Source organism: Candidatus Pelagibacter sp. IMCC9063 (assembly GCF_000195085.1).
Classification (GTDB): domain Bacteria; phylum Pseudomonadota; class Alphaproteobacteria; order Pelagibacterales; family Pelagibacteraceae; genus IMCC9063.
In genome coordinates, this window is record NC_015380.1 from 14,936 (window position 1) to 28,309 (window position 13,374).

Below are 13,374 nucleotides of genomic sequence, written 5' to 3' on the forward strand. Positions count from 1 at the left end.
TATTATATATATATGAAAATTTTTTTTATTTTTTTATTTATTATATCTTTATCCACAGAGGGAAACTCTTTTGAAAATCCAAAAATTAAAATAAAAAATTTTTTTATTAACAAGTATGAGGTTACGATTAAAGAATTCGAACAATTTGCTAAGAAAAATAATTATATAACATTGGCAGAAAAAAATGGTGGTGGATATGAATGGGGTGCTGGATGGGAAAAGAGAGATGGCTGGAACTACAAGAGTCCCTACGGAAGTGCGCCTAAAAGCTTATTAGAGCCAGCTGTTCACATCAATAGATTTGAAGCTGAAAAATATTGCCAGTCAATCAGTGGAAGATTGCCAACTTTTAAAGAGTGGAAGATATCTGCCTACAAACAAATTTTATCCTCTAAACTATTTAAAATAAACAAAATCTATAAATATCCAAGCGGTGATGAGCCCAAGAATATGAACTCTCAGGGTGTACTTGATTACAACAAGCATGTTGACGTAACTACTTTGCCAGAAGGAATTAATGGACTGGTGGCTATGGGAGGCAATGTTTGGGAATGGGTTGCTAATGCCAAAGGAGACAAATCCTTAACTGCAGGTGCATCTTGGTGGTATGAAGCAAGTATGACAAAAGTAACAGGCGCTCAATACAAGCCCTCCAAATTTTATGCAATTTATGTTGGTTTTAGATGTGCATTTGATAAATAAAGAAAATGAACAAAATAACTATTTATACAAAAGACTACTGTCCATTTTGTACAAAAGCGAAATCTTTGCTTACATTAAAAAAAATTCAGTTTGTAGAAATTAATCTTAATCAAAACCCAGATAAATTTAATGAGATGTTAGAAAAATCTGATGGGGCAAGAACTGTTCCCCAAATATTTGCAGGTGATAATTATATTGGTGATTGTGATAAAATTTACCAATTAGATTCGGAAAATCAGTTAAATAAATTACTAGGGATTTAAGCAGTGTCTCTTCTGTTTTTAAGTTTTGTTGCAGGTATTGTGAGTTTTTTATCTCCCTGCGTGCTTCCATTAATACCCGGATATTTATCCTTTATTTGTGGCACTGATTTAGAAAAACTTCAAAAAAAATCAAAATATTTTATATTAGAAAAATCTTTACTTTTTGTACTTGGCTTTTCTATTGTTTTTATTCTTTTAGGTGCATCTTCTACTTTTTTTGGGTCTTTTCTTTTGGATAAATCACATATATTTTCTAATGTAATTGCAATTATCATTATTTTTTTTGGTTTGTATCTGATTGGTATTGTAAAATTTAATTTTTTAAACAATGAATTTAAATTTTATATATCGAAATATTCAAATAGCTTTTTCTTTCCTCTCATCGTGGGAATGGGATTTGCTTTTGGGTGGACCCCGTGTATTGGACCTATTCTAGGGTCTATTTTAGCTTTAGCTTCTTTAGAAAATACTTTAATTCAAGGAATATTTCTTTTAATCACTTATTCCATTGGGCTAGGAATTCCTTTTGTTCTTGCTGGATATTATATGGGAAACTTTCTCATATTTTCCAAAAAGGCTAGAAAATTTATTTCTAACATTCAAAAGATTTCTGGGCTGATTTTAATAGTTACCGGCATTTTAATCCTGACTTCTAAACTTCAGTCTATTGGCTTTTATTTGTTAGAAGCTTTGCCATTTCTTGGAAAATTAGGCTAATCAAAATAAATAAGTAAAAATCCAAAAGCTAAGCAAACCGGAAACTATAGTTAAAATAATATTATTAAAAAGATACCCAAATATTACTGCAATCAAAAATCCCCAAATTTGTGGACTATTGCTATTTAGAAAATAACCTTCTTGATCTAAAAAAATTGCAGGAAAAATTATAGCTGGAAATACAGCAGAAGGAACATACTTTAATACTTCTTTAGATGTCTTGCTTAATGTTTTTGGATTTACGAAAGTTATCATAGAGTATCTTGTTAAAAAAGTAACTACTCCAGCTAATAAAACCCAAAACCAAATCATATTAAAAATTTTTTAAATTTAGTAATTAAAACATAAGAAACTCCCAAAGATAAAAAGGCAGAAACAATAATATAAATTTTAAAAGGAAAATCATAAAGAGCGAGAGAAGATAGGCCTGATACTGCAATGACAATTAAATGATCTTTTTTTCTTAATTCAGAAATGATTAAAGATAAAAAAGTTAAAGGTATTGCAAATGTTAAACCTAGTTGCTCAGGAACTATATTTCCTAAAATAATTCCACCCAAAGTCGATAACTGCCATAAAAACCAAAGGGTAAAGCCAGACCCAAGCATATGAAAATGAGCATTTTTTTTCTTATAATTCTTTTTAAAATACGAAAGAGAAACACTAAAAGCTTGATCTGTCATTAGGTAGGCCAAAAGAATCTTCCAATAACAATTTAATTTATTCAAATACTGCGAAAGAACTGCCCCATAAAGAAAGTGTCTTGAATTAATAACTGCAACAGAGCTAACCATAACCAAGGGAGAAGCTCCTGCAGATAAAAGTTGAGAGAAAGCAATTTGTGAGGATCCAGCAAAGATAATAAATGACATGCAAAATGCCACTAGGGGGCTTAAGCCAATTTCAATGGCTATCACTCCATAAATAATTCCAAAAGGTACTACTGGAATGGTAAGGGGTATTACGTCTAAAAAACCTTTTTTTAAAATCTGTAATTTTTTCACCAGATTAGATTATTCTTACCTCATACTGATGAATGGATAAAATTAAATAGTACAAATTAATTATTCCATAGTTCATTTAATCTTTCCTCTCTTTTGCACGCTTTTTTATAAGCCAAATATCGAAAGAAATTTTTCTCATAAAAATCTTGGTGATAATTTTCAGCTTTATAAAATTCATTAAATTTTTTTAAAATAATAAAAGTTTTTCTTTTAAATTTAGTTTCAATTTCTAGAATTTTTCTATCAATGATTTTTTTTTGTTTTAAATCCTGATAAAGAATACCTGAACGATAGCTGTAACCTTTGTCACAAAACTGTCCCTCAGAATCAAAAGGGTCTATACTTTTAAAATAGGCATCTACTAATGTTATGTATGTTATCACATTAGAATCATAAACTACCTCTACCGATTCTAGATGCCCAGTATTTTCCTGGATTACTTGTTTGTAAGTTGGGTTTTTCACATGACCTCCAGAATATCCTGAGGTTGTTACCTGCACTCCGTTCACTTTGTCAAAAGATTCTTCCATACACCAAAAACATCCTCCCGCAAAATATGCTTTCTTCAAATTCTCAGAAAAAGAATTTGTGGAAAAGCACAAACAAATAAAAAAGATAAATAATTTTTTCATTAGGATTTTTTTCTAGAAGATAAAAATATTCCAGTCACTATAAAAAGAGCCCCAACAAAATGAAATTTTGCAAAAGACTCTCCTAATAGTCCAATTGCCATTATGGAACTAAATACTGGCATCAAGTGTAAAAAAACTCCTGATCTATTCGGTCCAATAGTCATCACTGCTTTATTCCAAAAAATATATGCTCCAATTCCCGCAAATAGAACAACGTATGCTATTGTTAAAAAAACTGGGATATTGAGAGGAATATGGTTTCCGGATGAAATTTCTAAAAAATAAAAAGGGATTAATATAATGACACCAAATGTTATTAAAGTTTGCAATAAAATAAATGGTTTAAGGTTAATTTTTTTTCTTTTATAACAATGGAATAAATAGACCACGATAACATAGCTACTAAAATCCAAAGATCTCCCTTATTAAGCTGAAAATTCAAAAGCCTCTGAAGTTCCATTTTGGTAATTATTATTACTACTCCTGTCAAAGATACTAAGACTCCTAATATTTGAAAAATATTTATTTTTTCTGTTTTAAAAATCGAAGAAATCAAAATAATTAAAACAGGTATAGTAGATATCATCAAAACTCCATTGAGGACCTGTGTGTAGTTTAGTCCATAGTAAACTGCTGAATTAAAAACAGATATACTAGTAAAAGACATTATTAGTATAGCAAATATGTTTTTTTTAATGATTGATTTATTTAAAATCACTTGCCTCATAGTAAATGGCGCTAATACAATCCAAGCAAAAAACCATCTATAAAAGTTTAAAGAGATTGGAGGTATTTCAAAAAGAGTTGCAACTTTTCCAACAATGAAATTGCCTGCCCAAAAAGAAGTGGCAAGAATCAACATTATATAGGCCTTTATTTCACTCTTATTGTTCATAAGGTTTTAAAGATTATGATCTTTGTGAATTTTAGCACTCATAACCAGCCCTAATGAAAACATAGTAGTAAGCATAGCAGTACCTCCGTAAGAAACAATGGGCAATGGAACCCCAACTACTGGAAGTAACCCAGTGACCATTCCAAGATTAACTGCGAGATAAACAAATATATTAAATCCCACCCCAAAACATACCAGTCTAGAAAAATTATTTTGAGACTTTAAAGAAATGTTAAGAATTCTTAAAATAATAGTAAAAAAGAGTAATATCAAGAGGATAGATCCAAAGAACCCAAATTGCTCTGAAAAGACAGTAAATATAAAGTCTGTATGTTTTTCTGGCAAAAATTCCAAATTACTTTGTGTTCCTTGCTTAAATCCTTTTCCGAAAAATCCTCCTGATCCAATTGCAATTTTAGATTGAACAATATGATAGCCCGATCCAAGAGGATCATTTTCCGGATTTAAAAAAGTTAATATTCTTTCCTTCTGGTAAGGTTTTAAAAAAAAAGCAATAGAAAAAGGAGTTAGGATTAATAAAGAAAAAAAACCAGTTATAAAAATTTTTAAACTAAGTCCTGCTAGCCAAAGCATTCCCAGGCATACTATGAAAATAAATAGTCCTGTTCCTAAATCTGGCTGACTAGTTACTAAAAAAAATGGGATAAAAATAATGAAAACTGGGATAATTAATTTAGAAAAATTATCAATTTCTTCTAATTTAATATATTGATAATATCTCGCTAATGCTAAAATTACTGCTACTTTCATTAATTCTGAAGGCTGAATATTAAAAAAATAAAGACTGATCCATCTCTTTGCTCCAAACGCAGACAAACCAAAAAAGTCTACGTAGATAAGTAGCACCACAATCCCAATATAAAAAACATATGCAAACCGGTACCAAAACTTAATATTAATAAATGCGACGATCAAAAACAAGACAAGAGAAATAACAATTCTTACAAAATGCTTAAATAAATAATTACTAGTAGAATTATCTATTGTATGAATAGTTAACAGACCAACACAAATTAGAATACAGATAAGAATAAAAAAAAACCAGTCGAACTGAATAATTTTTTCCCAAGCTTGTTCAAAAATATTTTTTTTAATAGATCTATACATTGTTTAATTTTCTTTCTTTTTCAAAAATTTTTCTCATTACATTCCTTGCAATAGGTGCAGCAACTGCAGATCCTGAACCTCCGTGTTCAATAACAACTGAGATGGCATATTTGGGATTATTCGCTGGACCGTACCCAGTAAACAATGAATGATCCCTGAATTTCCAGGGCAAGTCTTTGTTTTTTAAATCTTGTTCTCTTTGAGATTCTGATATTTTTCTGACCTGCGCTGTACCTGTTTTTCCTGCAAGCTTCATTGTTCCAGCGATTCTTGAGCGATAAGATGTTCCACCTGGATGATTGGTTGCTTCAAATAAACTCTTTAAAATAAGCTCAATATGCTCATCGTCCTCAATAATCTTTTTTCCCAGAGCTAAATCGCCAGAATCTAAAAAACTTGCATTAATTTGATAGCCACCATTGGCAAATTGGGCAATCATTTTACAAAGCTGAACATTAGTAGTTTTAATATAACCCTGCCCTATTCCAGAAATCATAGTTTCTCCCAAATACCAGGATTTACCCAAAGCCTCTCTCTTCCATAATGTGGATGGAACTAGACCTCTCGCTTCTTCAAAGAAATTCTGGAATACATAATTGCCCAATCCAAATTTAATAGCTGTTTTTTGCAAGCGGTCAATTCCTAGTAATCTTGCAACTTCATAAAAATAAATATCGCACGATTCTTTAATTGCTCTTTTTAAATTTACACGTCCATGGCCTTTATCTTTCCAACAATGATATCTCTGCTCATAAAGATCTACTTTTCCTTTGCAGGTATGTTTAAAATTTTTAGTAATAATTTTATTCTCTAGAGCTGATAAAGCTACTATCATTTTAAATGTAGATGCTGGAGGATAGGTGGTTGTCATGGCTTTATTAACCAATGGTTTCTTTTCATTGTTTTTTAATACATCATAATCTTTATAACTTATTCCATATGTAAATTTATTCGGGTCGTAAGATGGGCTAGAGACGCAACACAAAACACTTCCATACATATTCATCACAACCACAGACCCTGATTTTTCTTTTAGCTGTTGGTAAGCATAAATTTGAATGTCTTTATCAATAGAAGTTTTTATTCTACTTCCATTAGTTCCATCTATCTTTTTTATATTTTTTACTCTTTTGCCAAATGCATTTACTTCATAAATAGCAGATCCGGGGGTACCCAAAAGACTTTTATTAGAATTTTTTTCTAATCCAATTTTTCCAACTTTTAAATTAGGAACATCTATATAACTTGCATCTAACTGGTTTAGATCTTTTTGGTTAGGTGTGCTGACATATCCTAAAATATGAGCAAATTCATTTGGGTGTATGTAAGTTCTTTCGTATGACATAAAGGGTTGTGCACCTTGCACATTATGGATAACATAATTTAATTTTGAAAAAGCAGTCCAATTTAAATTTTTATCTAAAACAAAAGGTAAATTTTTATTGTGAACTCTATATTTTTTTTTATAATAAGAAATTTCATTACTAGTAATTGGTAATATTTTAGAAAAGGATGATAAAAAATTATCTATGGATCTAATTTCCCTTGGAATGAAAGCAATTTTAAAAACTTGAAAATTATCTGCAATAATATTATTATTTTTATCAAGAATTAAGCCTCGCGAAGGTGTTAACTTCCATTTTCTAAATCTGTTTTTGTCTGCTTTGATAATAAATTCATCTCGTTTGATAATCTGGAGATAAAATAAACGGGACACAATCGTTGCCAGGAAAACAAATTTAAATGAGGTTAGTGCAAATGCCCTTCTGGATATAACTTTAGCTTTGCTTTCTGATCCTTTTTTTGGGCTTGGGATAAAATATTCCATATAAATTACAATATAACTGTGGACTTTTTTTTTGCAAAATGTTAATTCAGCCGCTTAATTGGAGGTAGGTTATTAAAATAGAAGTTAAAAACGACAACCTGGAACAAGCACTGAGGGTTCTTAAAAAGAAACTTCAGCGTGAAGGTACGTTTCGCCTACTAAAAATCAAAAGTACATACGAAAAGCCATCTGAAAGAAAAAAGAGAGAACTAGAGGACAGCATGGCAAGAGTGAAGAAATTACGAAAACTTAAAGCTAGATTTTAATTTTTTTTACTATTACACTTATATCGCGGGGTGGAGCAGTCTGGTAGCTCGTCAGGCTCATAACCTGAAGGTCCTTGGTTCAAATCCAAGCCCCGCAACCAACACATACTGTATTTAAGATTGGTGGAACTGGTGGGTAACGCTCCCACTACCCCTCCGATGTCAACGGAGTACTCTACTTTTGAGCTACAGTTCCAAAAATTAATCTAAGGCTTTGGAAATTTCCTCAACCATTTTTTTTGCATCAGCAAATAACATCAGAGTATTATCTCTATAAAACAACTCATTATCAACACCCGCGTAACCTGCCGACAATCCTCGTTTTACAAAAAGCACAGATTTAGATTTCTCCACATCAAGGATTGGCATTCCATAAATTGGACTAGTTTTATCTGTTTTTGCAGCAGGATTGGTTACATCATTGGCACCAATCACAAAACTTACATCTGTATTAGCAAAATCATTATTAATATTTTCTAATTCAAAAACCTCATCGTAAGGTACATTTGCTTCTGCTAATAGTACGTTCATGTGACCAGGCATTCTTCCTGCAACTGGATGGATTGCATAAGAAACTTTAACTCCATTTTCTTTTAATTTATCAACCATCTCTCTTAGTGCATGCTGAGCTTGAGCAACTGCCATTCCATAACCTGGTACAATTATAACTGATGAGGCATTTTTCATTAAAAAAGCAGCGTCCTCTGCTCCAGCCTGCTTAACTGGTTTTCTAGGTTTGTTGTCTGAGGAGCCTTCATTTGCATCTCCTCCAAATCCTCCTAAAATTACATTAAACAAAGATCTATTCATTCCTTTGCACATTATATAAGAAAGAATTGCACCAGACGATCCGACTAACGCACCAGTAATAATAAGAGCTGTATTTTCTAATGTAAAACCTATTCCTGCTGCTGCCCACCCAGAATACGAATTTAGCATGGAAACAACTACTGGCATGTCTGCTCCGCCAATTGGTATGATAATTAAAAATCCTACTAAGATTGATAAAATTGTAATGAACCAAAATAATTGCTCTGATTGCTCAACACACAAAAAAAATATTAAGGCAACAATTGAAATTCCTATAAGCAGGTTAAGAATATGCTGCCCTTTAAAAGTTATGGGCGAACCAGACATAAGACCTTGTAGTTTTAAAAAAGCAATACAGGATCCTGAAAATGTAATTGCGCCAATAGAAACACCTAAAGACATTTCGATAAGTGATGCTAATTTAATATCTCCAGCATTACCTATGCCAAAGGATGAAGGATTGTAAAAAGCAGCTATTGCTATTAAGACAGCACTTAATCCTACTAGACTATGAAAACCAGCAACCAGTTGTGGCATTGCTGTCATAGCAATTCTTGCAGCAATAAAAGCACCTATCAAACCACCAAGAGCAATAGGCCCGAGAATAAACAGGGAATTGTTAATTAAAATACTTGTATCTTTTAAAGATAAAAGAGTGACCACAACTGCAATGGCCATTCCTGCAATTCCAAAAAAATTTCCTTTTCTTGAAGTTTCGGGAGAACTTAGGCCTCTTAGGGCAAGAATAAAGAATATACCTGAAACTAAATATAAAGAAGCAGTTAAATTAGAAGAAATCATAACTATTTCTTTTTTCCTTTTTTATACATTTTGAGCATTCTAGCTGTAACTAAAAATCCACCAAAAATATTAATTGCAGCTAAGAAAATACCAACAACACCAAACCATAAAGAAATAGATGAGCTTTCAGCGCTTGAAACAGCAACAGCAATCAGTGCTCCCACAATTATGACGGATGAAATAGCATTAGTTACTGACATTAAAGGAGTATGCAAAGCAGGCGTAACACTCCAAACAACGTAATAACCAACAAAGATAGATAATACAAAAATTGCAAATCTAAATACAAAAGGATCAATTTCCATTAACTAGATTCTCCCAAACAAGTATTTTTGATGATTTCATCTTCCATATCTATTTTTATAGATTTGCTTTCTTTGTCATAAATCAATTCAAGAAAATTATAAATATTTTTGGCAAGCAAAGTTGATGCGGATTCAGAAATGCGGGATGCAAAATTACTATACCCTATGATCTTAATATTGTTCTTTTCTATAATTTTATCTGATTCTGAAAATGCAGAATTGCCACCCTGTGGAGCAGCAAGATCGCATATTATAGATCCTGGTTTTATCGATAAAACCATTTCTTCAGTAATAATTCTCGGTGCCTTCTTACCTGGAATGAGTGCTGTGCAAATAATAATATCTTGATTTTTAATCGTTTGTTTAATTAGTTCTTCTTGCTTCTTTTTAAAATCTTCACTTGCCTCTTTTGCATAACCACCTTCTGTTTCTAAATTTTCACTATTCTCTACAAACACAAATTTTGCACCTAAACTTTCTACTTGTTCTTTAGATGCTGCCCTAACATCTGTTGCAGAAACTACTCCTCCCAATCTTTTGGCAGTAGCAATTGCCTGTAAACCAGCAACCCCAGTTCCAATGATAAAAAATTTTGCAGGTGTGACTGTACCGGCTGCTGTCATCATCATAGGTATTGCTTTATTAAATTCGTAAACAGAATCAATGACAGCTTTATAGCCAGCTAAATTTGCCTGAGACGAAAGGATATCCATTGATTGTGCTCTTGTAATTCTTGGTAATAAATCTAGGGAAAAAATATTTATACTTTTGTTCTTCAGGGAGGAAACAAGTTCCTTATTGTCTTTATTAAAATGGTTAACTACTAAGTAGCAATTTTTTTTTAATAGTTTAGCTGCCTCAAGGTCTTCAAAGCCAATCTGAACAATAACATCACTACTGCTATAAATTTTTTCTACACTCTCTACTTGGGCTCCTGCATCAACAAAATGCTGATCGCTAATGTTAGAATTTTTTCCATAGTCTTTGTTAATAAGAACTTGAATGTTCTCTTTATTCAATTTTTTTACTATTTCAGGAGTGAGAGAAATTCTTTTTTCTACTTTGTCAGTTTGTGTAACGTAACCAAATATCATTTGTAAAAGTTATAATGATCTAAAGAATTATTTAAAGAAGAAAAATTGCCATGAGGACAAGTATGAGCACAATTGCTAAGGATCCGAAAAGACTTAGCCTAGTAAAGTTTGACCAAGTTTTTTTTTGCTCTTCTATATCCATTGGGATAATTAACCCTGTCTTGCCTTCATTCTAGGGTTTTTTTTATTAATCACGTAGAGCTTTCCTCTTCTCTTAACAAGCTTGTTGTTAAGGTCTCTTTTTTTTAATGATTTTAATGAACTTACAACTTTCATAATATGAGGGGGATATATAATTAATTCTTTCTTGTAAAGCGGTGTTTTTCTAAAAATTCTTTTACGTATGCTTTTAAGCTAGTTTGTCCAAATCTTTTATTAATTTTATTGTTTAAATTCATGCTATTTAAGGCAGAAGCATATCTTTCTCCACCTCTTTTTGGAAGGTAGATTGTTTTTGATTTAAACATTTTGGCTAACTGAATAATAGAGTAACTATTTTTACTGGCTATAGAATAGTGTCTATTTTTATTTAACTTCCAAGACTCAAAGCAAATTTTAATAGTATCTTCAATATGGGTAAACCTTCTGGTTTGTGTCCCTGGCTTTACAACGGGCAGTTTTTTATTTCTTAAATAATAATCTTCAAATATTCCAATAACTGTCGCCATATTTCCTTTGCAAATTTGTCTCGGTCCATAAACATTATAAAAATAAACAACTTCGTATTTAAATTTAAACCATTTTTTTAAATTTTCTAATAACTCTAAATTTCTAGATTTTGAGAGTGCGTAGGGAGACAAATTCTTATCCTCCCCTCCATTTCCTAAAGTCGCTGATGTTGCTGAATAAATTAATTTAATTTTATTCTCCAAACAAAATTTAAAAACAGCATTGGAGCCTATAGAATTAGATTCAAAGCAGTCATTAAATTTTAAAAAACTTTGATAAATTCTTGCAAATTCCCCAAAGTGAAATACGGCATTTATTTTTTTTTTATATTTGTTTAATACGATCTCTATTTTTTTTGTATTTGATTTTATATATTTAACCCTACTGTTCTTAATGTGGTTTTTTACAGTACCACTAGAATAATTATCCAAACTGATAATTTTTAATTTAGTTTTATTTATAAAGTATTCTATTAAATTTGACCCAACGAAACCAGCTCCACCAGTAATAACAATTATATTTTTCATGGGAATAATTTATATTTTTTTTAAAGCCTGGCAACGACCTACTCTCCCATACCTTAAGGCAAAGTACCATCGGCGCTGAAGAGCTTGACTTCCGAGTTCGGAATGGGATCGGGTATTACCTCTTCGCAATAATTACCAGGCAAAGCTTAGTATTATTAATTAACCTCTTTGTAAATGATTAAATCTTCAATAAATCCTTAATTATTTGTTATTATTTGGAATAAAGATAAAAATTAGTTAAGTGGAATAAAAAAATGTCCTAAACTTGATTTAAACAGATACCTTAAAGTTTATGGCCCTATTTTCCAAAACATAAATAAATTGCTAAATTAATAAAGATGAAAAAATTAAAATTTGAATATCTGAAAGGATCTTTTTTCTATTCATTACCTGGAATCTTATCAATTTTTTTGTCACTTATCTCTATTCCAATTTTTCTTCAACTTTTAAGCAATACAGAGTTTGCTGACTATTTAATGCAGCATTTTATACTAACATTTTCGATAATATTAAATTGTAATTTTGGAAAAATTGTATGCATTAATATTTCTAAAAAAATTTCAGAAAAAGACAACTATATATATACAGTATTAATCCTAAATATATTTACAACTATACTTTTTTCAACACTATTCTTCTTAGCCTTAAAACAAATAATTACTTACTTTAATTTAGTAAATTTAAATGTGCTGAAAGGCAGTAGTATACTGTTTGGCTTAATGATAAGTAATTTTTATCTAACTTTAGAAGGAATATATAAGGGAGCTTTAAAATACAAATCACTTAGTTTATTTAATTTTTTATTTTATAGCCTGTCTATGTCACTTCCAGCATTGCTTCTAATAATTGACAGGTCTGAGCAGACTCCGTTCACCATTTCTTTAATTATTAAATTTTTAAGTGTTTTAATCATGACTATTTATATTTTTCCCAGAGCAATAAATCAGTTAAAAATTTCCAAACAATTGATTAAGGATTTAAAAAAACTATCTGGATGGATAACAATCAATACAACGGTTCATCAAATTTATAACTATTTTGATAAATATATAATAAAAGCTTTTTTTAATAATCAATTATTTATTTTCTATTCAATATCACAGCAAATTTCCTCGAAAATTGCCGTTCCATTAAATGCTTATAATAATATTTATATTGCAAAATTATCAAAAAATTACAAAAATAAAAAAGCACAAGAGCATTTAAGTAATTCATTATTAACTTATGCCCTTTTCATGTTTTTCTTTATTTTACTTTTTTTTCCATTCTTAGAGCAGTTATTGCAGCTATGGCTAACAAGCTCTTATAGTAAAGAATATCATAACTTACTAAAAATTTTTTTCATGATTGTTATGTTTTCATCTTTATCTAACTTGCTCATTGATCATTATGACATAAACTCAAGATCTAAGATTAGCAGTTTCTATGAGATATGCTTCATGCCTATTTTTTTAATCTTGGCATACTACGCTATTGTAAATAAAAATATTTACATGTTTGCATTATCAATACTTTCAAAAGATATTCTTTTATTTTTAATTAGAGCGTTGAATGCAAAACAAGAAATTTTTGATAAAAAAATAATTTTTTTTAGCTTATTCTTGAGTACTCTGACATGCATCTTGTCATTCTATTCAATAAACTATTATTACTACTCAATTCTTTTTCAATTAATTGTATTAATCAAAATACTTCCTATAAAAAAACTTATTAAATTTTACAAACAAAACTAA

The 13,374-nt window shown here is 30.4% G+C and carries 18 protein-coding genes, 2 tRNA genes and 1 rRNA gene; 6 read left to right on the top strand and 15 right to left on the bottom strand.

The genetic code is table 11. From position 1 onward, the window contains the following. Window positions 1–12: 12 nt before the first annotated feature. The 3 genes from SAR11G3_RS00075 to SAR11G3_RS00085 are packed head-to-tail and all read left to right on the top strand — an operon-like array spanning window position 13 to window position 1,682. Window positions 13–702, top strand: a complete 690-nt coding sequence (locus SAR11G3_RS00075; RefSeq protein WP_013694655.1) for a formylglycine-generating enzyme family protein — start codon at window positions 13–15, stop codon at window positions 700–702. A gap of 5 nt (window positions 703–707) precedes the next feature. Then, window positions 708–965 (top strand): glutaredoxin 3, encoded by a 258-nt coding sequence (gene grxC / locus SAR11G3_RS00080; RefSeq protein WP_041862279.1) that lies wholly within the window; start codon window positions 708–710, stop codon window positions 963–965. Window positions 966–968: 3 nt separating this feature from the next. Further along, complete coding sequence (locus SAR11G3_RS00085; RefSeq protein WP_041862280.1) at window positions 969–1,682, top strand: cytochrome c biogenesis CcdA family protein; 714 nt, start codon at window positions 969–971, stop codon at window positions 1,680–1,682. On the opposite strand, the gene SAR11G3_RS00090 is transcribed toward SAR11G3_RS00085, so the two are convergent. From SAR11G3_RS00090 to mrdA, 7 genes are read right to left on the bottom strand one after another with little or no spacing between them, the layout of a single operon-like run. Continuing rightward, window positions 1,683–1,994 (bottom strand): AzlD domain-containing protein, encoded by a 312-nt coding sequence (locus SAR11G3_RS00090; RefSeq protein WP_013694658.1) that lies wholly within the window; start codon window positions 1,992–1,994, stop codon window positions 1,683–1,685. It abuts the gene before it with no gap. Next, window positions 1,991–2,686 carry an AzlC family ABC transporter permease gene (locus SAR11G3_RS00095; protein ID WP_013694659.1) on the bottom strand — a complete coding sequence of 232 codons (696 nt, stop codon included), beginning with the start codon at window positions 2,684–2,686 and terminating at the stop codon, window positions 1,991–1,993. Before SAR11G3_RS00095 ends, SAR11G3_RS00090 begins: the two co-directional genes overlap by 4 nt. A gap of 56 nt (window positions 2,687–2,742) precedes the next feature. After that, complete coding sequence (msrA, locus tag SAR11G3_RS00100; RefSeq protein ID WP_013694660.1) at window positions 2,743–3,318, bottom strand: peptide-methionine (S)-S-oxide reductase MsrA; 576 nt, start codon at window positions 3,316–3,318, stop codon at window positions 2,743–2,745. Then, window positions 3,318–3,647, bottom strand: a complete 330-nt coding sequence (locus tag SAR11G3_RS07395) for a DMT family transporter (RefSeq protein ID WP_237697289.1) — start codon at window positions 3,645–3,647, stop codon at window positions 3,318–3,320. The genes msrA and SAR11G3_RS07395 overlap by 1 nt, the downstream gene beginning before the upstream one ends. Next, the gene (locus SAR11G3_RS07400) at window positions 3,635–4,213 is read right to left on the bottom strand and encodes a DMT family transporter (RefSeq protein WP_237697290.1); all 579 of its coding nucleotides are present in this window, start codon (window positions 4,211–4,213) and stop codon (window positions 3,635–3,637) included. The genes SAR11G3_RS07395 and SAR11G3_RS07400 overlap by 13 nt, the downstream gene beginning before the upstream one ends. A gap of 6 nt (window positions 4,214–4,219) precedes the next feature. Next, window positions 4,220–5,341 carry a rod shape-determining protein RodA gene (rodA, locus tag SAR11G3_RS00110; protein ID WP_013694663.1) on the bottom strand — a complete coding sequence of 374 codons (1,122 nt, stop codon included), beginning with the start codon at window positions 5,339–5,341 and terminating at the stop codon, window positions 4,220–4,222. Beyond that, window positions 5,334–7,058, bottom strand: coding sequence for a penicillin-binding protein 2 (gene mrdA, locus SAR11G3_RS00115; RefSeq protein ID WP_237697291.1), 1,725 nt, complete (start codon window positions 7,056–7,058; stop codon window positions 5,334–5,336). Before mrdA ends, rodA begins: the two co-directional genes overlap by 8 nt. 182 nt (window positions 7,059–7,240) lie before the next feature. On the opposite strand from mrdA, the gene rpsU reads away from it, so the two are divergent. Then, window positions 7,241–7,435: a 30S ribosomal protein S21 gene (rpsU, locus tag SAR11G3_RS07065; protein WP_081456301.1), complete on the top strand. Its 195-nt coding sequence runs from the start codon at window positions 7,241–7,243 to the stop codon at window positions 7,433–7,435. 24 nt (window positions 7,436–7,459) lie between these two features. Further along, window positions 7,460–7,536 (top strand) — tRNA-Met (locus SAR11G3_RS00120). A 20-nt stretch (window positions 7,537–7,556) separates the two neighbouring features. On the opposite strand, the gene SAR11G3_RS07210 is transcribed toward SAR11G3_RS00120, so the two are convergent. The 8 genes from SAR11G3_RS07210 to rrf all read right to left on the bottom strand — a co-directional run bounded on the left by SAR11G3_RS07210 (window position 7,557) and on the right by rrf (window position 11,781). Continuing rightward, window positions 7,557–7,631 (bottom strand) — tRNA-Val (locus tag SAR11G3_RS07210). A 5-nt stretch (window positions 7,632–7,636) separates the two neighbouring features. Then, window positions 7,637–9,046 (bottom strand): NAD(P)(+) transhydrogenase (Re/Si-specific) subunit beta, encoded by a 1,410-nt coding sequence (locus SAR11G3_RS00125; RefSeq protein ID WP_013694665.1) that lies wholly within the window; start codon window positions 9,044–9,046, stop codon window positions 7,637–7,639. A gap of 2 nt (window positions 9,047–9,048) precedes the next feature. Next, window positions 9,049–9,351 (bottom strand): proton-translocating transhydrogenase family protein, encoded by a 303-nt coding sequence (locus SAR11G3_RS00130; RefSeq protein ID WP_013694666.1) that lies wholly within the window; start codon window positions 9,349–9,351, stop codon window positions 9,049–9,051. Next, window positions 9,351–10,445, bottom strand: coding sequence for an NAD(P) transhydrogenase subunit alpha (locus SAR11G3_RS00135; protein ID WP_013694667.1), 1,095 nt, complete (start codon window positions 10,443–10,445; stop codon window positions 9,351–9,353). Before SAR11G3_RS00135 ends, SAR11G3_RS00130 begins: the two co-directional genes overlap by 1 nt. Window positions 10,446–10,476: 31 nt before the next feature. Beyond that, a complete protein-coding gene (locus SAR11G3_RS07070; protein WP_081456252.1) occupies window positions 10,477–10,587 on the bottom strand; it encodes an aa3-type cytochrome c oxidase subunit IV in 111 nt (36 codons plus the stop codon). Window positions 10,588–10,595: 8 nt separating this feature from the next. Next, window positions 10,596–10,721 carry a type B 50S ribosomal protein L36 gene (gene ykgO, locus SAR11G3_RS00140; RefSeq protein ID WP_013694668.1) on the bottom strand — a complete coding sequence of 42 codons (126 nt, stop codon included), beginning with the start codon at window positions 10,719–10,721 and terminating at the stop codon, window positions 10,596–10,598. A gap of 20 nt (window positions 10,722–10,741) precedes the next feature. After that, window positions 10,742–11,641: an NAD-dependent epimerase/dehydratase family protein gene (locus SAR11G3_RS00145; RefSeq protein ID WP_013694669.1), complete on the bottom strand. Its 900-nt coding sequence runs from the start codon at window positions 11,639–11,641 to the stop codon at window positions 10,742–10,744. 25 nt (window positions 11,642–11,666) lie between these two features. After that, a 5S ribosomal RNA gene (gene rrf / locus SAR11G3_RS00150) occupies window positions 11,667–11,781 on the bottom strand. A 198-nt stretch (window positions 11,782–11,979) separates the two neighbouring features. On the opposite strand from rrf, the gene SAR11G3_RS00155 reads away from it, so the two are divergent. Further along, a complete protein-coding gene (locus tag SAR11G3_RS00155; protein WP_013694670.1) occupies window positions 11,980–13,374 on the top strand; it encodes a lipopolysaccharide biosynthesis protein in 1,395 nt (464 codons plus the stop codon).

Coding starts and splice junctions, on each gene's coding strand:
- msrA (WP_013694660.1), bottom strand. CDS start 3,318: ATGAAAAAATTATTTATCTTTTTTATTTGTTTGTGCTTTTCCACAAAT.
- SAR11G3_RS00090 (WP_013694658.1), bottom strand. CDS start 1,994: ATGATTTGGTTTTGGGTTTTATTAGCTGGAGTAGTTACTTTTTTAACA.
- ykgO (WP_013694668.1), bottom strand. CDS start 10,721: ATGAAAGTTGTAAGTTCATTAAAATCATTAAAAAAAAGAGACCTTAAC.
- SAR11G3_RS00145 (WP_013694669.1), bottom strand. CDS start 11,641: ATGAAAAATATAATTGTTATTACTGGTGGAGCTGGTTTCGTTGGGTCA.
- SAR11G3_RS00125 (WP_013694665.1), bottom strand. CDS start 9,046: ATGATTTCTTCTAATTTAACTGCTTCTTTATATTTAGTTTCAGGTATA.
- rodA (WP_013694663.1), bottom strand. CDS start 5,341: ATGTATAGATCTATTAAAAAAAATATTTTTGAACAAGCTTGGGAAAAA.
- SAR11G3_RS00075 (WP_013694655.1), top strand. CDS start 13: ATGAAAATTTTTTTTATTTTTTTATTTATTATATCTTTATCCACAGAG.
- SAR11G3_RS00135 (WP_013694667.1), bottom strand. CDS start 10,445: ATGATATTTGGTTACGTTACACAAACTGACAAAGTAGAAAAAAGAATT.
- SAR11G3_RS07400 (WP_237697290.1), bottom strand. CDS start 4,213: ATGAACAATAAGAGTGAAATAAAGGCCTATATAATGTTGATTCTTGCC.
- SAR11G3_RS00155 (WP_013694670.1), top strand. CDS start 11,980: ATGAAAAAATTAAAATTTGAATATCTGAAAGGATCTTTTTTCTATTCA.
- grxC (WP_041862279.1), top strand. CDS start 708: ATGAACAAAATAACTATTTATACAAAAGACTACTGTCCATTTTGTACA.
- SAR11G3_RS07070 (WP_081456252.1), bottom strand. CDS start 10,587: ATGGATATAGAAGAGCAAAAAAAAACTTGGTCAAACTTTACTAGGCTA.
- SAR11G3_RS00130 (WP_013694666.1), bottom strand. CDS start 9,351: ATGGAAATTGATCCTTTTGTATTTAGATTTGCAATTTTTGTATTATCT.